Raw genomic sequence first — 21,169 nt, 5'->3', positions numbered from 1 at the left:
CGGGAGTGGTCCTGCGGGAGTGGCCGCACGTCCGGCCGGGTGGCTACACGCCGTGCTCGACGGGCAGCCGTCCGCTGCGCACCGCCGTGAGCAGGTCCGCGTGGTCCGCCTCGGTGCGGTCGGCGTAGGCGACGGCGAACGCCGCGACCGCCTCGTCCAGCGCCTCGCCCTTGCCGCAGTACCCGGCGAGCAGGCCGGGGTCGGCGGTGTGCGCGTGCGCCCGGGCCAGCAGCGCGCCGGTGATCCGCGCGTAGTCGTCCAGCTGCGAGGGCTGCAGCGCGGCCGGGTCGACGCTGCCCTTGCGGTTGCGGAACTGCCGGACCTGGTAGGGGAGTCCGTCGACGGTCGTCCAGCCCAGCAGGGTGTCGCTGACCACCTGCATGTGCTTCTGGCCGAGCACCACCCGGCGGCCCTCGTGGCCGTCCTGCTCCGTCTGCGCCAGGTACGGCAGCAGCGCGGATGGGCGGGCCTCCTTCACCTGCAGCACCAGCGGCTGGTCCCGGTGGTCGGTGAGCAGCACCACGTACGAGCGGGTGCCCACGCTGCCGGTGCCCACCACCCGGAACGCCACGTCCTGCACCCGGTACCGGGACAGCAGCGTGCGCACCTCGGCGGGCACCGTCTCCACGTACGGGCCGAGCGCGTGGGCGACGGCCCGGGCGGTCGCGTCGGTCACCTCGGTGAGCACCGGGGGAGCGGCCGTGAAGCGCCAACCGCCGTCCGGCGTACGGGTGGTGCTGCGCGCGGCGAACTTCGCGCTGGTGTTGCCGAGCGCCTTGGCACCGACCTTGCGCAGCACGTCCGCGAGGTCGTGCGCTTCGGCGAAGGACACCAACTGCTCGTCGGCGACGGCGTTCCAGGCGTCCAGCGCGGGCAGCTTGGCGAGCGTCCGCATGGTCCGGCGGTACGAGCCGGCCGCGTGCTCGGCGGCCTCGCGCGCGGTGGTCTCGCTCGCGCCGGTCTCCCGGGCGGCCAGCACCAGACTGGCGGCGAGCCGCTTGAGGTCCCACTCCCAGGGGCCGTGCACGGTCTCGTCGAAGTCGTTGATGTCCATGACGAGTTGGCCGCGCGCGTCGCCGTACAACCCGAAGTTGGCGGCGTGCGCGTCGCCGCACAGCTGGGCGCCGATCCCGGTCACCGGCGTGCCCGCGAGGTCGGCCGCCATCAGCCCGGCCGATCCGCGCAGGAACGCGAACGGCGTGGCGGCCATCCGCCCCACCCGGATCGCCACCAGCTCGGCGATCCGGCCCGTGTTCGACGCCTCGAGCGCCTCCACGGCCGTCGGCCGCCCGCCGGTGACGGCGAACTCCGCGTGCCGCTCCCGGGGCAGCCGCGCCCGCAGCTCCTTGCCCCGCTCCCGCGCCCGCCCGTCCTGGGCCGGCGCGAACCCGGCCACCGCGAACCCGCGCCGGGCCTGCCCGGCCGGGCCGTCCGCACCGTCGGCGCGCCGTTGCACCACGACGCCCGGCCCGCCCCGGCTCCCCGTCGCTGCTCCCGGCTTCGCCCCGTCCACTGCCTCGGTCATCCGCGCCACCGCGCCCCGCCCGTCCCTTCCGGTCCTTACCCGCCCGCGACCTGCGCGGATGGTTTCATCGGGGGGAGTGACGTCCGGGGCCGCACGGTGGTTCCGGCGGGGCGGGTGCGGTTGGTCTCGCCCCCGGATCCGTGGCCGCGCCACGACCTGCCGGGCCCCGCCGAGCCTGCCCCGCCGGGCCGTGCCGAGCCCGCCCCGCCGGGCCGGCGCGTGGGGCGCCCGCTCGGGCGGCGGGTAGCGTGGGCGCGTGGATGATCTTCGGGGGAGCCTGCGCGCGCGTGCGGCCGCAGGCGCAGCGGCGGTGGTGACGGTGGCCGCGGGCCTGGGCGTGCGGGCGGTGGCGGGCGGGGACGTCGCCAAGGACGCGGGGGACGCGCTCTACACCGTCCTGCTGTACACGCTGGTCCTGCTCGCCGCTCCGCGGATGCGTCCCGGCCGGGCCGCCGCCTGGGCGGCCGGACTGAGCTGGGCGGTGGAGCTGTTCCAGCTCACCGGGCTACCGGACGCCTGGGGCCGGCGCAGCACCCTGGCCCGGCTCGTCCTCGGTTCGACGTTCAACCCGCCGGACCTGCTCTGGTACCTGGTCGGCGCGGGTGGTGCCGTACTGCTCCACCGGGCGGCGCGGGGCTTGCGTCCCGCGCCGCCTCGTGGCGCCACCCCCCGACAGAACTGACGTACCGACAGAACTGACGTGCCGTCAGAGCGGGATCAGGTCCGGCCGCTTGGGCTCGACGTGGTCGCCCGAGGACTCGCCGCGCAGGCGCCGGCCGACCCAGGGGATCAGGTGCTCGCGGGCCCACTGGAGGTTCTCGCGCCGCTGGTCGGCGGGGGTGAGCACGGGGGCGTCCGGCCACGGTGCCTCCGGGTCCTGCTCGGTGGCCAGGCCCAGCGAGCGGGCGGCCAGCAGGGCGACCCGCTGGTGGCCGTCGCCGGACAGGTGCAGGCGGTCCTCGCTCCACGCGCGGCGGTCCTGCACCGAGCGGAGCGACCACAGGTCGGCCACCTTGCAGCCGTTGCGGTCGGCGACGGCCCGCATGTGCCCGTTGTAGGTGGCGATCTTGCCGCGCAGGTGCTTCAGCAGCGGCACGTCGCGGGTGTCGAATCCGGTGCAGATCAGCACCGTTCCGGCGGACTCGGCGAGTCGGACGACGGCCGTCTCGAAGCGCTCGGCCACCTCGTCCGGGTCGCTGCCCGGCCGCAGGATGTCGTTGCCGCCGGCGCAGAAGGTGACCAGGTCGGGCTGGAGCCGGCGGACCTCCGGCACCTGCTCGGCCGTGATCTGGTCCAGCAGCCGGCCGCGCACGGCGAGGTTGGCGTAGCGGAACGCGCCGGGCGGACGCCCGTCGGCGAGGATCCCGGCCAGGCGGTCGGCCCATCCGGCGAACCTGCCGTCGACACCGGGGTCGTTCAGGCCTTCGGTGAAGCTGTCCCCGAGGGCGGCGTACGAGCTGAGGTCAAGGGTCTCCTGGAGGTACGACATGAAAGAGATAGTTCACCCAATCAAGTGACCTACGCCACCGTAGGTGACCCTGGTGGCACGTGAGATGGACCACGTACTCTCTTCGGCCCCGCGAGGCCGCTCGGAGCGCCGTCCCCCGCAAAGCACAAGAACCGCACCCCCTTCCGCTTTCGGGCCCGACCGGCCGATCCTTCGAGGGAGCGGCCGCCCCGGCCGCCGACCTCCTGGGGGAAGACGATCCATGGCCACGAACCCGAGTTCCGAGGCGCCCGACACCTGGTCCATCGACGACAGGTGCACCAACTGCGACGTCGCCCGGCAGCTCGCTCCCGACCTGGTCCGCGAGCACGCCGGCCGGTCCGAGCTGGTCCGCCAGCCCCGCGACGAGGCCGAGCGCCGACAGCTGCGGGCCGCCGCCCACGCCTGCCCGACCCGCTCCATCCGCCCCGGCTCCGGCCGGCTCGACCCGGCCGGCGACCCCTTCCCGCTCGCCCTCGACGACGGAGTGCTGCTGCTCGGCCACAACTCCCGCCTCACGGCGGGCGCCAACTCCTACCTCTGCCGCCGCCCCACCGGCTGGGTGATGGTCGACACGCCCCGCTGCAGCGAGGCCCTCGCCGCCCGCTACGCCGCGCTCGGCCCGGTCACCGACGTCCTGCTGACCCACCGTGACCACGCCAGGCACGGCCGGGAGTACGCCGACCGGCTCGGCGCCCGGCTCTGGATCCACGAGGGCGACCTCGACGCCGCCCCCGACGCGGACCGGGTGCTGCGCGGCACCGAGCCGGTGGAGATCGGCCCGGGCCTGGTCGCCCACCCCTTCCCCGGCCACACCCGCGGCAGCGTGCTGTTCGTCGCCGACGAGCGGTACTGCTTCAGCGGCGACAGCCTGTACTGGTCCCGCACCACCGGGGACGTGGAGGTGCAGGAGGCCGTCACCTGGTACTCGATCGAGGAGCAGGCCGCCTCGCTGGAGCGCGCTCTGGGCGTGCTCCGCTTCGAGTGGCTGCTCCCCGGCCACGGGGACCGCCGCCGGATGCCCGTCGAGGAGGCGGACCGCCGGCTGCGCGCCCTGGCCGGACGCTGCCGGACGCTGCGGCCCGCGCCGGTGGACTTCGCCGCGGTCCGCTGGTAGCCGGCCCTGGGGCGGTGGGCTGACAGCGGGTCCGCGCACGGTCCGCCGGTAGCGTCGGAGGGCCCGTGCGCCGGTGCTCGCGCCGGGTGCGCGGGGGCGTGCGTCCAGCGGGGGCGCCCGCGCGGGTGTGCGAACGGTGCCGCCGGGGCAGCCGCCTCTGCAACAGAGAGGTGTTCCGTACCGGCGGAACCCCGAGCTCCCCGCGATCCAAGGACGGTTGAGCCATGCCCACGCAGACCCCGGAGCGCATCGCCCGGCCGCGGCGCTACCTGATGTGCAGGCCGACGCACTTCACCGTGGACTACGCGATCAATCCGTGGATGGATCCGTCCCAGCCCACCGACACCGCGCTCGCGCTCCGCCAGTGGGAGCGGCTCTACTGGACGTACCGCCGCCTCGGCCACACCGTCGAGCTGATCGACCCGCTCCCCGGCCTGCCCGACATGGTCTACGCCGCCAACGGCGCGACCGTGCTGGACGGCCGGGTGCTGGTGGCGACCTTCCGCCACCCGGAGCGCGCCGCCGAATCGGACGCCTACCAGGCCTGGTTCCGGGCCCGCGGCTACCGCGAGGTGCGCCGCGCCGGGCAGGTCAACGAGGGCGAGGGCGACCACCTGGTGGTGGGCCGCCGGGTGCTCGCCGGCACGGGCTTCCGCAGCTCGCGCGCCGCGCACGCCGAGGCGGGCGAGCTGTTCGGCGTCCCGGTGGTCAGCCTGAACCTGGTCGACCCGCGCTTCTACCACCTGGACACCGCGCTGGCCGTGCTCGCGGACGACCACGTCATGTACTACCCGGAGGCCTTCGACGCCGACAGCCGCGCCGTGCTGCGCACGCTCTACCCGGACGCCGTCCTCGCCGACCGCGCGGACGCCGAGGCGTTCGGGCTCAACGCAGTCTCGGACGGCCGCCGGGTGCTGCTGCCGGAGACGGCCAAGAACCTGGCGGGCCGGCTCGCCGACCACGGCTACGAGCCGATCCCGGTGGACGTCTCCGAGCTGCTGAAGGGCGGCGGCGGCGCCAAGTGCTGCACCCTGGAGCTCAGGCCGGCCCCGGCCCCCGCGTGAACCGGCCCGGGCCGGCCGGGCAGCACCCTTGAGCCGTACGGCACCTGAAGCCGTTCGGCGCGTGCAGCCGTACGGCACCTGAAGCCGTACGGTCCCCGCAGCAGTACGGCACCGGCCCGCTCGTCGTCGTACCGAGCGGACCGGTGCCGGTGGGGTAACTCGCGTGTCCGCGCCCGGAGTCGGGCGTGGCGCCCGGGTCAGGCCCGGGTGCCCGGGATCAGGCGCCGAGCCACAGGTCCGGGCCGAACACCTCGTAGTGGATGTCCGCCGCCGGGACGCCCGCGGTCAGCAGCTGCTCGCGTACGGCGCGCAGGAAGGGCAGCGGGCCGCAGAGGTAGGCGGTGGTGCCGGCCGGGATCTCGACCGAGGAGAGGTCCACCAGCCCGGTGCGCTCGGCCGGCCACTCGCCGAGCGGCTGCTCGTAGAAGACGTGGGCGGTGGCGTTCGGCAGCTTGGCGGTCAGCTGCTCCAGGTCGGCGCGGAAGGCGTGGCCGAGCTGGTCGCGGTCGCCGTGCACCGAGACGATCCGGCGGGTGGAGCCGGTGGCCGCGAGGTGGTCGAGCATCGCGGTCATCGGGGTGTTGCCGATGCCGGCCGAGACGAGCAGGACCGGGCCGTCGCCGTCGGCGAGGACGACGTCGCCCATCGGGGCGGAGAGCTCGACGGTGTCGCCGGTGCGCAGGTGGTCCTGCAGGTGGCCGGAGACCTCGCCGCCGGCCTCGCGCTTGACGGTGAAGCGCAGCGCGCCGTCGGCCCCGCCGGAGAGGCTGTACTGGCGGATCTGCCGGGCGCCGTCGGGCAGTTCGGTGCGCACGGAGACGTACTGGCCGGGGCGGGAGGCCGGCACGGGGCGGCCGTCGGCCGGGCGGACGAGGTAGCTGGTGACGCTGTCGGTCTCCTGGTAGCGGGTGACCACGGTGTACGGGCGCCACAGGTCGGCCGGGTCGCCGCCCGCGGCGGCCTCGGCGCGCAGCCGGTCCTCGACGGCGATCAGCGCGTTGGCCATCAGCCAGTAGACCTCGTCCCAGGCGGCGGCGACCTCGGGGGTGACGGCCTCGCCGAGGACCTCCACGATCGCGGCGAACAGGTGCTCGTGGACGATCCGGTACTGCTCGTTGTCGATGCCGACCGAGACGTGCTTGTGGGCGATCCGCGCGAGCATCGCGTCCGGGCGCTGGTCCGGGTGGGCGATCAGCGCGGTGGCGAAGGTGGCTATCGAGCCGGCCAGCGCCTGGCGCTGGGTGCCGTTGGCCTGGTTGCCGCGGTTGAAGAGGTCGCGCAGCAGCTCGGGGTGGGCGGCGAACATCCGGTCGTAGAAGCGCGGGGTGATGTCGCCGATGGCGGCGCCCACGACGGGCAGGGTGGCCTCGATGACCTCGGCGGACTTCGCGGACAGCATCAGTCGGGCTCCTAACTGGTATCTGAGATTCGTATTTAAGGCCGCACGGTGCCGAGCGGCCGCAGGGGCGTGGATCGGTCGGTGGGTCTGGATAGGTCGGTGGGGCGTGGATCAGCCGGCGGGTCCGGCCGTGAGGCTGAGCAGGACCGGCCCGGTGGGGGCGGCCACCAGATCGTCGATGCAGAACGGGTCGAGCGTGGCGAAGAACGCCTCCTGGGCGTTGCGCAGCACCCCGCGCAGCCGGCACGCGGCCCGCAGTGGGCACGGCGGGTCGTCCTCGCAGCCGACCACGTCGCCGACCCCTTCCAGCTCCCGCAGCAGCAGTCCGAGCGAACCGGTCCGCCCGGCGAAGGTGAGCATCAGCCCGCCGCCGCGACCGCGCCGGGCCTCCACCACCCCCAGGTGCTGCAGGCGGCTGACCACCTTCGCCGCGTGGGTGTACGGCACGCCGACCGACTCGGCCACCGCGCGGGTGGTCGGGGTGTCGCCCTCGTCGAGGACCGCCAGCCGCATGGCGATGCGGAGGGCGATGTCGGTGCTCTTGGTCAGCCTCACGTTCGAAACGCTATCGAATGCGACTCCACAACTCCAATTTTCTGCACGACCGCGACCGGGCGACCCGAGGGCTACCCGATGAACCGGTCGAATCTGAACAGTTGGCGACATTAGCGGTCACTCCCTGACGGGTGGTCAGGGCGGCTTCTACGCTTCGTGCGGCCCCGGGCCCGCCCCGCGCGGCACAGCCGGCGGGACCTGCACCGCCCGTCCCGCACGTGACGTACCGCACAGCCGCACCGCCCGTACCGCGCACCACCCGTTCCGCACCACCCGTACCGCGCGGCACCCCTGTCACCGACCGAACGGAGAGACCATGAGAACACGCCGAGCACCCCGCCGAACCCTGACGGCCGTGACCGCGATAACCGCGGCCACGGCCGCACTGCTGTCCCTGCCCGCCACCACCGCCCGGGCCGCCGCACCGCCGCCGGCCGTCACCGCCCAGGTGCCGGTGGCTCCCTACCCGGCGGGCGTCGCCCTGGCGCCGGACGGCGGCCACGCCTACGTGACCAGCCAGAGCAGCGGCACCGTGAGCGTCCTGGACACCGCGAGCAACACGGTGTCCGGCAGCTTCACCGCCGGCACCGGCTCCTACGCGGTCGCCCTCTCGCCGGACGGGCACCGCGCCTACCTGACGCACCACCTGGACAACACGGTCAGCGTCGTGGACACCGCGTCCGCGACCGTGACCGCGACCGTCCCGGTCGGCGCCCAGCCCTGGGGCCTCGCCCTCTCCCCGGACGGCTCGCGCGCCTACGTGAGCAACGCCTCCGCCAACACGGTGAGCGTGCTGGACACCTCGACCGACACGGTGACCGCGACCGTCCCGGTGGGCGCCGAGCCGCACGGGCTGGCCGTCTCGGCGGACGGCAAGCGGCTGTACGTCGCGGCCTCCGGCGACAAGGCGGTGAACGTCGTCGACACCGTGGGCAGCACGGTGAGCGCCACCGTTCCCGTCGGCCACAGCGCCTTCGGCCTCGCACTCAGCCCGGACGGCAGCCGACTGTGGGTGGCCGACGGCGACGACGGCACGGCCGCCGTGATCGACACCGCGGCGAACACGCTCCTCGGCACCGTCCAGGTCGGCTCCGGCCCGTACGCCGTCACCGTCGCCCCCGACGGCTCGACCGCGTACGTATCCGACTACGCCGACAACACGCTGAGCGTGGTGGACACCGCCAGCCGCACCGTCACCGCGACCGTGCCGGTCGGCGCGAGCCCGTACACCCTGGCGCTGGCCGCCGACGGGCGGCACGGCTACCTCGCCGACTTCACCGGCAACGCCGTGCAGGTGCTGAACTTCCCGCTGCCCGTGCCGGCCGTGACCGCGATCACCCCGAACGGCGGCTCCGGGACGGGCGGCACCACGGTGACGATCACCGGCACCGACCTGAACGGCGCCACCGCGGTGACCTTCGGCGCGGCGGGCCCGGCCACCGCGTTCAGCTGCACCAGGACCAGCTGCACCGCGACCGCCCCCGCCACCACCGTGACCGGCCCGGTGGACGTCCGGGTCACCACGCCGGGCGGCACCAGCGCGGCCGTCGCCGCCGACCGCTTCACCTATGCGGCGCCCAGCGCCCACCTGGCCGTGGCGCTCACCGCGACCCCGGTGACCCAGTTGCTCGCCAGCCGCGTCGACTACACGGTCACGCTCACCAACCAGGGCCCCGACCCGATCACCGCGGCCACCGTCACCGCCGGCCTGCCCAGCGGTCTGACCACGACCTCCGGCGACTGCGCCGTCGCCGTCGGCAAGCTCACCTGCACGCTGGCCGCCCCGCTCGCCAAGGGCGCGAGCGTCACCCGGCACTTCTCGATCCAGGTCGGAGTGCTCTCGCTGATCCGCAGCTGGGACGTCACCGTGGCCCGTACCGCCGGCGCCCCCGCCGACCCGTCGCCCGCCACCAGCCGGGACACCCGCAGCTGCTCCTCCGTCCTCGGGCTGTCGATCACCTGCACGTAGCCCGGGGCGCCTGCACGTAGCCCGGGGCGCCTGCACGTAGCCCCGGGCGTCTGCACGTAGCCCCCCGTCCAGCCCGCGGCGTCGAACAGCGCCCGCGGCGCGGAGGCCCTGCCGGAACCCGGACCATCCGGCGGGGCCTCCGTCGTCGGCGGTTCTGGACGAAGTGTCCGGGCCGGACGTACAGTCCGACCATGCCCTCGGAGAACCCCGACCAGCGCGTCCGGACCTTCGCCCCGGTCTGCCGCGCGGTGGCCCTGCTGCTCGGCCCGTACGCCGAGGTGGTGCTGCACGACATCGCCACCGACCGGGTGCTCGCCATCTGGAACCCGATGACGCCCCGCGCGCCCGGCGACCCGTCGATGCTCGGCGAACTGGACGAGGTCGACCCCACCGCCCCCGACGTCTACGGCCCGTACGAGAAGGCGCTGCCCGACGGCCGCCGGCTCTCCGCCGTCAGCGCCGTGCTGCGCGACGACGCCGGACAGCCCTCGGTGGTGCTCTGCGTCAACCTCGACCGGGGCCCGCTGGAACAGGCCGCCGCCCTCCTCGCCGGCTTCGCCGCCCCCACCGCGCCGCGCCCCGAACCGCTCTTCGAACGCGACTGGACGGAGCGGATGAACGACGTGATCGGCGGCCACGTCCGCGCCCAGGGCCGCCCGCTGGAGCGCTTCACCCGCGAGGACCGGCTGGCCGTGCTGCACGAACTCGACCAGGCCGGGGTGTTCGCCGTCCGCCGGGCCGTCCCCGTCGTCGCCACCGCGCTGCGGATATCCCGCTCGACCGCCTACAGCCTGCTCGCCGAGCTCAAGCACCCCGCCGGCCGGTAGGGCGGCAACGCCAGGACCGCAAGTCCCGCAGGACGGCAAGCCCTGCAGGACGGCAAGCCCTGCAGGACGGCACAACCCGTAGGACCGCACGGCCGAAGGCCCCGCAGCATCTCAGGCCCCAGGAAGGAACGGCCCCATGCCCCAGCTCCCCGACTTCCGGCTCGAAACCCACCTCTCGCGCTGGGAGTTCACCGCCCCCCACCACCTCACCGCCTCCGACGCCCAGACCATGACGATGGCCGAGCTGCTCGCCCTGGCCGGCCCCGAGGACCGCGAGGCCTGGGACACCCTCACCCTCGGCTACACCGAGACCTTCGGCGACCCCGGGCTGCGCCGGGCGATCGCCGGGATGTACGAGCAGGTCGACGCGGACGACCTGATCTGCTTCGGCGGCGCCCAGGAGGGTCTGAACCTCGCCATGCAGGTGCTGCTCGAACCGGGCGACCACGCGGTGGTGGTGACCCCCAACTACCAGTCCGCCGAGACCATTCCGCTCTCCCTGTGCGAGGTCACCGGCGTCGCCCTGGACGACCGGCGGGACTGGGCGCTCGACCTCGACGCGGTCGAGGCGGCGCTGCGCCCGAACACCAGGGTGCTGTCGGTCAACTTCCCCAACAACCCCACCGGCACGCTGATCGACGCCGCCGACTTCGCCCGGCTCGTCGAACTCTGCGACGAGCGCGGCATCCGGCTCTTCTCGGACGAGGTCTACCGCGGCTTGGAGCGGGACCCGGCCCGCACCCTGCCACAGGCCGCCGACCTCTCCGAACGGGCCCTCTCGCTCAACGTCACCTCCAAGTCGCTCGGCCTGCCCGGTCTGCGGATCGGCTGGATCGCCTGCCGGGACCGGGAGGTACGCTCCCGCCTGGAACGGGCCAAGCACTACACCACGATCTGCAACTCGGCGCCGAGCGAGGTGCTGGCCCGGATCGCGATCACCGCCCGCGAGCGGATCCTGGCGCGCAACCGCGGCATCATCGCGGAGAACCTGCCGCTCTTCGACGCCTTCTTCGCCGAGTTCGCCGACCTCTTCGAGTGGCGCGCCCCGGACGGCGGCTGCGTCGCCTTCCCGCGCTACCTCGGGACGGACGGCGTGGAGGAGTTCTGCACCGGGCTGGTCGAACAGGCCGGTGTCATCCTGCTGCCCGCGAGCACCTTCCGCTCCGAACTGACGCCCACCCCGACCGACCGCTTCCGCCTCGGCCTCGGCCGGCGCGACCCGGGCCCGGCCCTGGAGGCCTTCGCCGGCTGGCTCCGCAAGCGCTGACCGGCCCCGACGGACCACCGACCGGCGCGCCCGCGCACACGCACGAGCCGGCGCGCACGCGAACGAGCCGGGGCGCCGGCCACCGAGCGGATCGGTGGCCGGCGCCCCGGCCGTCACGGCTGCGCCGCGGACGTGCTCAGAGCTTCTGCCAGGACGGCTTGGCCGCGTAGGTGTCGCGGAAGTAGTCGGCGAGCTTGAGGCGGGAGGCGGCGGCCTCGTCGACCACCACGGTCGCGTGCGGGTGCAGCTGGAGCGCGGAGGCGGGGACGACGGCGGACAGCGGGCCCTCGACGGCGAGGGCGACGGCTTCGGCCTTGGCCTCGCCGGTGGCGAGCAGCACCAGGTGGCGGGCCTCCAGGATGGTGCCGATGCCCTGGGTGATGACGTGGTGCGGGACCTCGTCGATGCTGTCGAAGAAGCGCGCGTTGTCCTCGCGGGTCTGCCGGGTCAGGGTCTTGATCCGGGTCCGGGAGGCCAGCGAGGAGCAGGGCTCGTTGAAGCCGATGTGGCCGTCCGTGCCGATGCCGAGCAGCTGGAGGTCGACGCCGCCGGCCTCGGCGAGCGCGCGGTCGTAGGCGGCGGCCGCTCCGGCGATGTCCGTCGCGTTGCCGTCCGGACCCAGGAAGGAGTCCTCGGTCAGTCCGAGCGGCTCCACGACCTCGCGCAGCACCACGGAGCGGTAGGACTCCGGGTGGCCGGCCGGCAGGCCGACGTACTCGTCCAGCTGGCAGATGCGCGCCCGGGAGGCGTCCAGTCGGCCGTCGCCGACCCGGGCGGCGAGGGACTGGTAGATCGGCAGCGGGGTCGAACCGGTGGCCACGCCGAGCAGGGCGTCGGGCTTGTCGGTCAGCAGATCGGTGATCGCCGTGGCGATGAGTTCGCCGGCCGCCCGGGCGTCTGGGACGATCACGATTTCCATACTGGGTCCACCGTTCTGAGGTGCGTCTGAGGTCTAGACCTCCGAGGTCTAGACCAGTTTGCCGTGAACGGGTGCCCCAGGTCCACCCGGGGCCTGGTCGGAGCCGGTCCGTGGCCTCCTGTTCTCCCCTCGGATGCCGGGCGAGGGAAGTCGGGCGGTGGTGCGGATGCCTGCGCGCCGACGGTGCGGGCACCCGTGCGTCGACGGTCCGGGGCCCGAACGCCGACGGGCCGGCCGCCGGGAACGGGGGTCCCGGCGACCGGCCCCGAGCGGGGCGGGGCCCCGTCTCGTCCTGTCGCTACTGCTACTGCTACTGCTGCCGCTGCCGTCGGGCGTGCGGACGGGGGCGGGTGGTGGCGTCGCGCGTGCCGCCCGTCAAGGGCTCCGTGATCAGAACGGGTTGGTACAGGTGGTGACCTGCTTGGCCGCGTCCAGCGCCGGGCCGGCGGTGGCGCAGATCATGTGCAGGTCGGTGGTGACGACACGCGGGGTGACGGCCTTGGCGGAGCCGAGGCGCACGGTGGTGGCTGAGGCGGCGGTCTCCCACGGGCTGCCCCACGCGGCCTGGGTGCGGACCTCGACCTTCACGATCGTCAACTGGCCCGGGTCGGCGGTGACCTGGGCGACGCCGACGAAGCCCTCGCCGTCGGCCTGGTGCGAGATGCAGGGGCGGTTGAGCACCGTGGCGCAGGCCACGGCGTCGGTCTCGGACGTTGCCGTGGCGGCTATGGCCGGGCCAGCCGTCAGCCCGGCGATCCCTGCCACCGTCATCATCACAGCTGCGATCCGAGTGCGCATGATGCGAACCTCCTTGGAAATTAAGGGAATCTCACTCCTTGGGATGAGTCTTGCACACATTGTGGACGTCGCGTGGTGTGCGTTGCGTCACACTCATGGTGATCGTTCAACTACATAGTGCAACCGTTCGCCGAGTGTTCGATATCCGGACAACTGGTGTCCTGACGGAGGATCAGTTCGTGGGCGGCAGCACCATCCGTCGTCCGGCCGTCGCCCCGCCGTCCACCGGCACCGAGGCGCCGGTCTGGTACGTGAAATCGTCCGAGGTCAGCGCCAGGATCGCCCGCGCGATCTCCTCCGGCTCGGCCATCCGCTCCAGCCCCTCGACGTTCAGCGGCCCGTAGGCCTTCTTGAACTGCGCCCAGGCCGCGTCCGGGATGCCCGGCGGCCGGACGAAGGCGGTGTCGGTGGTGCCCGGGAGGATCGCGTTGATCCGGATGCCCCTGGTTCCGTACGCGAGAGCCGCCGCCTTGACCAGTCCTTGGATCGCCCTTTTGCTGGCCGTGTACGCACCGCCGTTCGGCCGGGCCTGTTCGGCGGCCGAGGAGGCGGTGCAGACGATCACCCCGCGGCCGGCCTTCAGCATGTGCGGGATCTGGTACTTGAGCGCCAGGAACACCCCGCGCGCATTGGTGTTCAGCACGTCGTCCCACTCGGCGACGCTCAGCTCGTGGAGCAGCTTTCCGCTGCCGATCCCCGCGTTGTTGACGGCGATGTCCGGGCCGCCGTACCGGGCCACCACCTGTTCGGTGAACCGCTCGACCTGTGCCGGGTCGCGCACGTCGGCCGGGAAGTACGAGGCCTCGCCGCCGGCCCGGCGGATCTCCTGCTCGACCTCGCGGCCGAGCGCGGTCCGCCGTCCGCAGAAGCCGACCCGGGCGCCGGACGCGGCGAAGGCGAGCGCGGCGGCCCGACCGATGCCCGAGGTGGCGCCGGTGATCAGCACCGTGCGGTCCTCGAAGCGGCCCTCCTGGCCGGACGGCGCGCCGCGCCGCCGCTCGCCCGGATCGGCCTGGGCCCGTCCGGCGCCCAGGGTGGCGGCGGCCGCCCCGGCCAGTCCGAGCGCGGAGGCGCCGAGCAGCGCCCGCCGGGCCGGAGCGGCGGGGGAGTCCGATCCCGCGGTGGTGGAAGTGGATGCGGTGGAAGAGGAGTTGACGTCCATGCCCCCACCTTCGCGACCCCCGCCCCGGGGCCGCCTCGGCCGACCGGCCCGACCCTCCGGCCGGAAGGAGGAGGGCCGTCCTCCCGCAGGTTGACGGCAACTCCGGCGAGACCGGGCGGGGTTGGCGGTGTCCCGTCACTCGTCCGGGTGGCGGTTTGCCTCCGGGGCGAATCGGGCGGATACCATCGACCCGATCCCACGGAGGTGGCTGCGTGGACACGGTCATCGTGCAACTTCCCTGTCCGGGGCCCGAGATGGCGCCCCGCGAGGCGCCCGGCCTGGTGCGGATGGGCCCCGGCGAGGCCGCGGTCTTCGGCCGCGGCGAGCCCGGTCGGCCGGTCGCCATCCCGCTGCCCGACCAGGGCGTCTCGCGCCGCGCGGGCGAGGTGGTCGCGGCCGAGGACTACTGGCGGCTGTCCAACTTCAGCGGCTCCGCCACCTATGTCGTGGAGAACCTGGAGGGCGCGGGGGAACACATCAAGGTCGCCCCCGGCCGGCTCGGCGCGCCCGTGCCGTTCGAGCTCTCCCGGGTGCTGCTGCCCGCGCTGGGCGAGCCCGCCTCCTTCAAGGTCTTCGCCCCGCAGCACGCCTACCTGGACGGCCGACCCGGCGGCGCCGACGGTGAACGCACCGTCAGCCCCTTCGCCCTTGACCCGACCGCCAAGTACTTCCTGGTGCTGCTCGCGCTGTGCGAGCCGCGGTTGCGCTCGCCCTCCGCCGCCGTCGTCCCGGGTGTGACCGAGGTGCTGGCCCGGCTGCGCGCCCTGCCCTCCTGTCAGGGACTGACCCGCTCGGCGGTGAACTACCACATCGACTACCTGGTGGAGACCAAGCTGCGGCTCCGCGAGCCGTACGAGGAGGGCCCGGGTGGCGGAAAACGCGAGGAACTCGCCGCCCTGGCACTGAGGTTCGACCTCGTCCGGGAGGAGCACCTGGCCCTGCTCCCGCCCCGGCGCGCGGCCACCCGGCCGTGAAGCCCGCGGACACCCCGGATCCGGAGCCACCGGAGCGGCGGCCGAGCGCGGGCCGACCGCCCGAAGGCCCGCCCTTCGACGTCCCGGACGGCTACCCGATCGCCGGCTACCGCCTCGGCGCGTTCCTCGGTGCGGGCGCGTGGGGCAGCGTCCACGCTGCCGAGGGGCCGGACGGCACCCCGGTCGCCGTCAAACTGCTCGGTGCCGCCCGGTTCAGCCCCGGCCAGCGGCGGACGGTGGCCCAGATGGCCCGCAGCGAGCAGCGCTTCAGCCGGCGGGCCGACCACCCGCACCTGATCCGGACCCTCGCCGTGGTCACCGTCGAGGACCCGGACCACCCGGCCCTGGACGGTGCCGTCGCCCTGGTGATGGAGCGCGCCGCCCGCAGCCTCCAGGACGTGCTGGCCGCCGCCCGACCGGGCACGGCGGTGCCCGGAGCCGAGCGCATCCTCGCCGAGGTCTGCGCCGGGCTGACCCACATGCACCGGGCCGGCTGGGTGCACGGGGACCTGAAACCGGCCAATATCCTGCTGATGCCCGACGGCAGCGCCAGGATCGCCGACTTCGGCCTCACCGCCGAGCTGGAGGGCACCCACGCCTACGCCCCGCCGCTGGGCTCGCCCGACCACGTCCCGCCCGAGTGGTGGTCCCAGCGCACCGGGGCGCGCGGCGTCGCGGTGCGCCCCAGCGCCGACGTCTGGGCCTTCGGCGTGATCGCCCACCAGCTGCTCACCGGCGGGCTGCACCCCTTCCTCGGCGCCACCGCCCGGGCCCGCTCGCTGGCCGCCCAGGCGTACGCGCGCGGCGTCGCGCCGCTGCGGCCGGACGAGGCGCTGCCCGCGCGCTGGCGTCCCGTGGTCGCCGCCTGCCTCGCCCCCGGGCGGGAGGAGCGGGCGCGCACCGACCTCGCCGCGCTGGTCGCCCGGGCGACCGCCCGTCCGGCCCGGCGCCGCCGCGTCGTGCTGCGGGCCGGTGCGGGCGCGCTGGCCTGCGCCTTCGCCGTCCTCGCGCTGACCGGGGGACCGGAGCCCGCCGGCCCGGGCGCCCACCGCGGCCCGCCCCCGCCGCCCGGCGCGATCCCGGCGGATTCGGACGTCCCGGTCGCCTACCGGGACATGATCCTGAACGCCGCCCGGCGCTGCCCCGAGCCGGAGGTCACCCCGGTGCTGCTGGCCGCGATGCTGAAGGCCGAGAGCGGCTTCGACCCGAACGCCGCCCGCCCGGAGACCGGCGAGTACGGCATCGCCATGTGGACGCCCGCCGTCTTCGAGGCCTGGGCCAAGGCGGCCACCCACGCCGGCCCCAAGTCGTACCTGGACCCGGGCGACGCCATCGCCGCGATGGGCAACTACGTCTGCTGGCTGGACCAGCAGCTCAAGCGGGCCGGCTTCACCCGCGACCTGCCCGCGCTGGTCACGGCCGCCTACCGGACCAGCGACAAGACGGTGGAGTCGGCCGGGGGCGTCCCGGACCGGGTCCGCGCCCATGTGGACAAGGTGCTCCGGTACCTCGCCGACTACGGCGGATGAGGGCGCGTACCGGGACGAGTTGTGCCACATCCATACGCATCCCGGCGCGGGCACCCGGGTGACCGGACGGTGGTCTGGGATCCTCGCGGAATGATCACGAAGCTCCGCGCAGCTGCCGCGCAATGGACCGTCGTCGTTCCGGTGGTGTCGTTCGTCGTCCTCGTCCTGACCTGGCACGAGGACCTGCCCGGCTGGGTGGTGGGCGTGGTCGCCTGCTTCCTGATGGGCGCCGTGCTGGCCGCCGTGCACCACGCCGAGGTCATCGCGCACTGGTCGGGGGAGCCGTTCGGATCGCTGGTGCTCGCGGTGGCCGTCACCGTGATCGAGGTCGCGCTGATCGTGACGCTGATGGCCGACGGCGGGGAGAAGTCCTCCACACTCGCCCGGGACACCGTGTTCGCCGCCGTGATGATCACCTGCAACGGCATCCTCGGTCTGTCCATCCTGGTCACCGCGGTCAAGTACCGCACCGCCGTCTTCAACGCCGAGGGCACCGGCGCCGCGCTCGCCTGCATCGCCACGCTCGCGACCCTCAGCCTGGTGCTGCCGACCTTCACCACCAGCTCGCCGGGCCCGCAGTTCTCGACCACCCAGCTGACCTACGCGGCCACCGCCTCGCTCGTGGTCTACGGGCTGTTCGTGGCCACCCAGACCGTCCGGCACCGCGACTACTTCCTGGCCGTCACCCCCGAGGGCCGGGTGCTGGACGAGGAGGAGCACGCGAGCCCGCCCACCGTCCGGGCCGCCGGGGTCAGCCTGCTGCTGCTCGCCGTCGCGCTGGTCTCGGTGGTGGGCCTGGCCAAGGGCGTCTCGCCGACCATCGAGAAGGCGGTGGACGACGCCGGACTCCCGCACGCCGTCGTCGGCGTGGTGATCGCCATGATGGTGCTGCTGCCGGAGACCATCGCGGCGCTGCGCGCGGCCGTCCGCAACCGGGTGCAGACCAGCCTCAACCTGGCCCTCGGCTCCGCGCTCGCCAGCATCGGCCTGACCATCCCGGCGGTCGCGATCGCCTCCACCTGGCTGTCCGGCCCGCTCGTCCTCGGCCTCGGCCCGGCGCACATGGTGCTGCTGACCCTGACGGTCGTGCTGGGCATCCTCACGGTGATCCCGCGCCGGGCGACGATGCTGCAGGGCGCGGTGCACCTGGCGGTGCTGGCGGGGTACATGGTGCTGGCGGTGAACCCGTGACGGCCGGTCGGCCGTAGTCCAGGGTGGAAGCCCCTGGCCCGTTCCCCCGTGGGCCAGGGGCTTCCGGTGTTCCCGGGCCGGCACCGGTGGAGTGCGCGGTGCGGCCGGTGAACCGGCGGCGGCCGGTCGTCCGTGCCGGAGGGTGGAAGCCCCTGGCCGGTTCCCCCATGGGGCCGGGGGCTTCCGGCCCTCCCGGAACAGTGGCCGGTGGAGCCGGTGGCGTTCGCGGTACCGGTGGTGAACCCGGGACGGCGGGCCGGCCGTAGGACAGGGTGAGGGCCCCTGGTCCCACCCCCGTGATCCGGGGCCCTCGTCGTCGGCGGCGCCGTCGGCCGTGGCCCTCGGGGGACACGGGCGCCGCCCTACGACACGGAGCCCCCGGCCCCGCGGCTGCTCGCGGGGCCGGGGGCCCGGTGCTGCCGCGGCTCAGACGCGGCGGGTGCCCGGAGCGGGGTCAGCGCCCCGGGCGGGCTCGGTGTCGCGGGGCAGCCGGTGCGTCGACACCCGGTGCCCTGGGAGGACGTGCCTCATCAGGCGGCGGTGCCTGAGGCCGGCGTGCCTCGGACCGATGCGCCTCAGGCGGACGTGCCTCAGGCCGAGGTGCGGCGACGGCGGGCGTAGACCACCGCGCCCGCGCCGGCGGCCAGCAGGACGGTGCCGGCGCCCGCGTACAGCAGGGTGCCGTCGCTGCCGGTGCTGGCCAGCTTCTTGCCGTCCGAGGGGGCGCCCGGGATCGGGGTGGGGACGCTGACCTTCTTGGGCAGCGGCAGCGGCGCGTCCGGGTTGACCGGGGTGTCGGTGGTCGGGGTGTGCACCGGCACGGTGGCGGTCGGCGGGGTCGACGGGCCCGCGCTCGGGACCTCGGTGGGGGCGGCGGTCGGCTCGCCGGTCGCCGGAGCGGTGGCCGCCGGGGTGGTGGGCGTGGCGCTCGGGGTCTCGGTCGGCTTCGCGGTGGCGCTCGGCGTGGCCGGGGCCGAGGGCGTGGCCGGAGCGGTCGGGGTGTGCACCGGCGGGGTCGGCACGGAGGTCGGGCCGCCGGTCGGGGTCTTGGTGGGGGTCTTGGTCGGGGTCGGCGTCACGGCCGGCGACGGCTTGCCGGTCGGGGCCGTGGTCTCGCCGCCGCAGTCGACCTTGAAGACCTTGTGCTTGGGGTTGTTGAGCTTGGTGTCCTCCGGCAGCTCGCCGTCGACCAGCTCGACGGACTGCCAGTAGAGCTTGTAGTGGCCGTCCGGCAGGTGGATGTCCTCGGTGCGGACGTGGCCGTGGCCGTCGACCGGGAGGTCGCCGTACGCGACGAGCTTCTCCTGCGGGCCGCCGCCGACGGTGGTGATCGCCCAGATCACGTCCTGGTTGGCGTCGAAGCCGAAGGAGTCCAGGTAGAAGGTGCAGACCTTGGGCTCGTTGCGGACGTCCTCCTGGCCGGTGGCGGCGTCGTGGATCTTGACGGTGCCGTTGTTGCCGGGGGCACCGCCCTTGCCGCCGCCACCGGCGACGGCGTGCGCGGCGGCGGGGGCGAGCAGCATCAGGGCGGCGGCGGTCGGGACGGCCACCAGGGAGCGCGCGGCGGTGGAGCGGATGTGCATGGGTGTTCCATCGGGTACGGCAGGCGGGGACGCGCCTGCGCGGTGGGAGGGAGCCTCTGGTCGGCCGTTCGGCGTGAGCCGGTGCCGTACGACGTGAGGGGCACAAAAGTTCCCGCAGAGAGAAACGTGACGCAAGGGAGGTTTGGCCGAAATGCAGCGCTCTGGTCGGTTCGCCCGACTAGTTCGTTACAACGATCCGATCACCCGGTTGTCATGGATTCGTGTGCGTTCCGGCCGGTACGGCGGCCGGCGGCGGTCAACTCCGGGCCCCGACCCGGCGGGTGAACCCGTGACACCGATCTGGCCGGTATTGACCGGTCCCCGGGCACGGCCTGCGTGTCGGGGCGGCGGGCGGGCGCCAGGTTTCTCTATCGTCCGTCTGGAACCGCCCAGTCCGCTGACTCCGTTGCGCGTGCAGCCGAGCCGACCCGTGGGAGAGTGCGATGCCCGGCCCCGAGCAGACCGCCGAGGAGAGCGCCGACGTCATCGTGGTCGGTGCCGGCCCGGCCGGCTCCACCGCTGCCGCCCACCTGGCGCGGACCGGCCTGGACGTCCTGCTGCTGGAGAAGTCCGCCTTCCCACGCGAGAAGGTCTGCGGCGACGGCCTCACCCCGCGCGTCGTCAAGCAGCTGACCGACCTCGGCATCGACGTCTCCGAGGAGGCCGGCTGGCTGCACAACCGTGGTCTGCGGCTGGTCGCCGGCCGGCGCTCGCTGGAGTTCGACTGGCCCGAGCTCTCCGCCTTCCCCGGGTACGGACTGGTGCGCCGCCGCGCCGACTTCGACCACCTGCTCGCGCAGAAGGCCGCCTCCTACGGCGCCCGGGTGATCGAACGCGCCAATGTGGCGGGCCCCCTGGTCGACGAGCGGACCGGCCGGATCACCGGCGTCACCGCCAAGCTGGGCGAGGACCGCCGTTCCGTCGCCTACCGGGCCCCGGTCGTGGTCGCCGCCGACGGCAACTCCACCCGGCTGTCCGTCGCCATGAAGCGCTACCGCCGCACCGACCGCGCGATGGGCGTCGCCTACCGGACGTACTTCACCACCCCGCGCCACGAGGACCGCTACCTGGAGGCCTGGCTCGACCTGCGCGACCCGAGCGACCCGGCCCGGCGCCTGCTGCCCGGCTACGCCTGGGTGTTCGGCATGGGCGACGGCACCGCCAACGTCGGCCTCGGCGTCCTCGACACCGCCGGCACCGACGTGGACTGGCGGGAACTGCTGCGCCGCTGGTGCGAGGAGCTGCCGCCCGGGTACGGCTACACCCCCGACGGCGTGACCGAGCCGATCCGCGGTGCCGCCCTCCCGATGGGCCTCAACCGCCGGCCCCACTACGCGGACGGCCTGCTGCTCGTCGGCGACGCGGGCGGCACCGTCAGCCCGGGGACCGGCGAGGGCATCGCCTACGCGATGGAATCCGGCCGCTACGCCGCCGAGACCATCGTCCAGGCCCTGGCCCGCCGCACCGACCGCGGCCGCGAACTCGCCCTGCGCGCCTACCCGCGGGCACTGCACTCCGCCTACGCCGGCTACTTCGCGCTCGGCCGCCTGGCCGCCGACCTGCTCGGGCGGCCCAAGCTGCTCGGTGCCGCGGGCGCCGCCGGACTCGGCCGCCCCGCGCTGCTGAAGGTGGCGTTCCGGCTCATGGTCAACCTGACCGAGCCCAACTCCAAGGACTCCCTCGACCGGCTGCTCCACCTGCTCGGGCGGGTCGCGCCGGGGCGCTGAGCACAGGACCGCCGAACCGCCCATCCTCGCGGGTGGGCGGTCGCCGTGTCCCGGGTTCGGCCGAAACCACGGAGTCG

General features: G+C 74.4%; 18 protein-coding genes. 10 read left to right on the top strand and 8 right to left on the bottom strand.

Going from position 1 to position 21,169, the window contains the following annotated elements; translation table 11 throughout:
* Window positions 1–43: 43 nt before the first annotated feature.
* The gene (locus ABTY56_RS01275; protein WP_350625203.1) at window positions 44–1,525 is read right to left on the bottom strand and encodes a DUF2252 domain-containing protein; all 1,482 of its coding nucleotides are present in this window, start codon (window positions 1,523–1,525) and stop codon (window positions 44–46) included.
* A gap of 256 nt (window positions 1,526–1,781) precedes the next feature.
* On the opposite strand from ABTY56_RS01275, the gene ABTY56_RS01270 reads away from it, so the two are divergent.
* The gene (locus ABTY56_RS01270; RefSeq protein WP_350625201.1) at window positions 1,782–2,207 is read left to right on the top strand and encodes a ribosomal maturation YjgA family protein; all 426 of its coding nucleotides are present in this window, start codon (window positions 1,782–1,784) and stop codon (window positions 2,205–2,207) included.
* A gap of 24 nt (window positions 2,208–2,231) precedes the next feature.
* Here ABTY56_RS01270 and ABTY56_RS01265 read toward each other — a convergent pair whose 3' ends face one another.
* A complete protein-coding gene (locus tag ABTY56_RS01265; RefSeq protein WP_350625199.1) occupies window positions 2,232–3,014 on the bottom strand; it encodes an SGNH/GDSL hydrolase family protein in 783 nt (260 codons plus the stop codon).
* Window positions 3,015–3,234: 220 nt separating this feature from the next.
* Between ABTY56_RS01265 and ABTY56_RS01260 the strand changes: the two genes are divergently transcribed.
* Together ABTY56_RS01260 and ddaH are read left to right on the top strand one after the other, a co-directional pair.
* Window positions 3,235–4,128 (top strand): MBL fold metallo-hydrolase, encoded by an 894-nt coding sequence (locus tag ABTY56_RS01260; RefSeq protein ID WP_350625197.1) that lies wholly within the window; start codon window positions 3,235–3,237, stop codon window positions 4,126–4,128.
* A 224-nt stretch (window positions 4,129–4,352) separates the two neighbouring features.
* Window positions 4,353–5,192 (top strand): dimethylargininase, encoded by an 840-nt coding sequence (gene ddaH, locus ABTY56_RS01255; protein WP_350625195.1) that lies wholly within the window; start codon window positions 4,353–4,355, stop codon window positions 5,190–5,192.
* 217 nt (window positions 5,193–5,409) lie between these two features.
* On the opposite strand, the gene ABTY56_RS01250 is transcribed toward ddaH, so the two are convergent.
* Entirely contained in the window at window positions 5,410–6,591 is a 1,182-nt protein-coding gene (locus ABTY56_RS01250; protein WP_350625193.1) for a globin domain-containing protein, read from the bottom strand.
* A 111-nt stretch (window positions 6,592–6,702) separates the two neighbouring features.
* Window positions 6,703–7,146, bottom strand: a complete 444-nt coding sequence (locus tag ABTY56_RS01245) for an RrF2 family transcriptional regulator (RefSeq protein ID WP_350625191.1) — start codon at window positions 7,144–7,146, stop codon at window positions 6,703–6,705.
* Between the two features lie 355 nt (window positions 7,147–7,501).
* Here ABTY56_RS01245 and ABTY56_RS01240 point away from each other — a divergent pair, with 355 nt between their 5' ends.
* From ABTY56_RS01240 to ABTY56_RS01230, 3 genes are all read left to right on the top strand, one after another.
* Window positions 7,502–9,115 carry a YVTN family beta-propeller repeat protein gene (locus ABTY56_RS01240; protein ID WP_350625189.1) on the top strand — a complete coding sequence of 538 codons (1,614 nt, stop codon included), beginning with the start codon at window positions 7,502–7,504 and terminating at the stop codon, window positions 9,113–9,115.
* 191 nt (window positions 9,116–9,306) lie between these two features.
* The gene (locus ABTY56_RS01235) at window positions 9,307–9,942 is read left to right on the top strand and encodes a helix-turn-helix transcriptional regulator (protein ID WP_350625187.1); all 636 of its coding nucleotides are present in this window, start codon (window positions 9,307–9,309) and stop codon (window positions 9,940–9,942) included.
* A gap of 136 nt (window positions 9,943–10,078) precedes the next feature.
* A complete protein-coding gene (locus ABTY56_RS01230) occupies window positions 10,079–11,209 on the top strand; it encodes an aminotransferase class I/II-fold pyridoxal phosphate-dependent enzyme (RefSeq protein ID WP_350625185.1) in 1,131 nt (376 codons plus the stop codon).
* A gap of 136 nt (window positions 11,210–11,345) precedes the next feature.
* Here the strand turns inward: ABTY56_RS01230 and ABTY56_RS01225 are convergent, their stop codons facing one another.
* From ABTY56_RS01225 to ABTY56_RS01215, 3 genes are all read right to left on the bottom strand, one after another.
* A complete protein-coding gene (locus ABTY56_RS01225; protein ID WP_350625183.1) occupies window positions 11,346–12,128 on the bottom strand; it encodes a glucosamine-6-phosphate deaminase in 783 nt (260 codons plus the stop codon).
* Between the two features lie 390 nt (window positions 12,129–12,518).
* Window positions 12,519–12,926, bottom strand: a complete 408-nt coding sequence (locus ABTY56_RS01220) for a hypothetical protein (RefSeq protein ID WP_350625181.1) — start codon at window positions 12,924–12,926, stop codon at window positions 12,519–12,521.
* A gap of 172 nt (window positions 12,927–13,098) precedes the next feature.
* Window positions 13,099–14,088 (bottom strand): SDR family NAD(P)-dependent oxidoreductase, encoded by a 990-nt coding sequence (locus tag ABTY56_RS01215; RefSeq protein ID WP_350625179.1) that lies wholly within the window; start codon window positions 14,086–14,088, stop codon window positions 13,099–13,101.
* 212 nt (window positions 14,089–14,300) lie between these two features.
* Here ABTY56_RS01215 and ABTY56_RS01210 point away from each other — a divergent pair, with 212 nt between their 5' ends.
* From ABTY56_RS01210 to ABTY56_RS01200, 3 genes are all read left to right on the top strand, one after another.
* Window positions 14,301–15,062: a serine/threonine protein kinase gene (locus ABTY56_RS01210; protein WP_350625177.1), complete on the top strand. Its 762-nt coding sequence runs from the start codon at window positions 14,301–14,303 to the stop codon at window positions 15,060–15,062.
* Window positions 15,059–16,591, top strand: coding sequence for a serine/threonine-protein kinase (locus ABTY56_RS01205; RefSeq protein ID WP_350625175.1), 1,533 nt, complete (start codon window positions 15,059–15,061; stop codon window positions 16,589–16,591). Before ABTY56_RS01210 ends, ABTY56_RS01205 begins: the two co-directional genes overlap by 4 nt.
* 90 nt (window positions 16,592–16,681) lie before the next feature.
* A complete protein-coding gene (locus ABTY56_RS01200; protein ID WP_350625173.1) occupies window positions 16,682–17,782 on the top strand; it encodes a calcium:cation antiporter in 1,101 nt (366 codons plus the stop codon).
* Window positions 17,783–18,372: 590 nt separating this feature from the next.
* On the opposite strand, the gene ABTY56_RS01195 is transcribed toward ABTY56_RS01200, so the two are convergent.
* On the bottom strand, window positions 18,373–19,365 hold the full coding sequence (locus ABTY56_RS01195; protein WP_350625171.1) for an LPXTG cell wall anchor domain-containing protein: 993 nt from the start codon (window positions 19,363–19,365) through the stop codon (window positions 18,373–18,375).
* A gap of 443 nt (window positions 19,366–19,808) precedes the next feature.
* On the opposite strand from ABTY56_RS01195, the gene ABTY56_RS01190 reads away from it, so the two are divergent.
* On the top strand, window positions 19,809–21,092 hold the full coding sequence (locus ABTY56_RS01190; protein WP_350625169.1) for a geranylgeranyl reductase family protein: 1,284 nt from the start codon (window positions 19,809–19,811) through the stop codon (window positions 21,090–21,092).
* Window positions 21,093–21,169 lie beyond the last annotated feature (77 nt).

It is taken from the genome of Kitasatospora sp. NPDC097691 (genome assembly GCF_040302665.1).
Taxonomy (GTDB): domain Bacteria; phylum Actinomycetota; class Actinomycetes; order Streptomycetales; family Streptomycetaceae; genus Kitasatospora.
This window is presented reverse-complemented; position numbering and strand designations above follow the sequence as displayed.

What these genes read in the sequence shown, in the direction of transcription:
- ABTY56_RS01275 (WP_350625203.1), bottom strand. Translation starts at nt 1,525, where the DNA reads ATGACCGAGGCAGTGGACGGGGCGAAGCCGGGAGCAGCGACGGGGAGC.
- ABTY56_RS01265 (WP_350625199.1), bottom strand. Translation starts at nt 3,014, where the DNA reads ATGTCGTACCTCCAGGAGACCCTTGACCTCAGCTCGTACGCCGCCCTC.
- ABTY56_RS01260 (WP_350625197.1), top strand. Translation starts at nt 3,235, where the DNA reads ATGGCCACGAACCCGAGTTCCGAGGCGCCCGACACCTGGTCCATCGAC.
- ddaH (WP_350625195.1), top strand. Translation starts at nt 4,353, where the DNA reads ATGCCCACGCAGACCCCGGAGCGCATCGCCCGGCCGCGGCGCTACCTG.
- ABTY56_RS01250 (WP_350625193.1), bottom strand. Translation starts at nt 6,591, where the DNA reads ATGCTGTCCGCGAAGTCCGCCGAGGTCATCGAGGCCACCCTGCCCGTC.
- ABTY56_RS01235 (WP_350625187.1), top strand. Translation starts at nt 9,307, where the DNA reads ATGCCCTCGGAGAACCCCGACCAGCGCGTCCGGACCTTCGCCCCGGTC.
- ABTY56_RS01230 (WP_350625185.1), top strand. Translation starts at nt 10,079, where the DNA reads ATGCCCCAGCTCCCCGACTTCCGGCTCGAAACCCACCTCTCGCGCTGG.
- ABTY56_RS01225 (WP_350625183.1), bottom strand. Translation starts at nt 12,128, where the DNA reads ATGGAAATCGTGATCGTCCCAGACGCCCGGGCGGCCGGCGAACTCATC.
- ABTY56_RS01220 (WP_350625181.1), bottom strand. Translation starts at nt 12,926, where the DNA reads ATGCGCACTCGGATCGCAGCTGTGATGATGACGGTGGCAGGGATCGCC.
- ABTY56_RS01215 (WP_350625179.1), bottom strand. Translation starts at nt 14,088, where the DNA reads ATGGACGTCAACTCCTCTTCCACCGCATCCACTTCCACCACCGCGGGA.
- ABTY56_RS01200 (WP_350625173.1), top strand. Translation starts at nt 16,682, where the DNA reads ATGATCACGAAGCTCCGCGCAGCTGCCGCGCAATGGACCGTCGTCGTT.
- ABTY56_RS01195 (WP_350625171.1), bottom strand. Translation starts at nt 19,365, where the DNA reads ATGCACATCCGCTCCACCGCCGCGCGCTCCCTGGTGGCCGTCCCGACC.
- ABTY56_RS01190 (WP_350625169.1), top strand. Translation starts at nt 19,809, where the DNA reads ATGCCCGGCCCCGAGCAGACCGCCGAGGAGAGCGCCGACGTCATCGTG.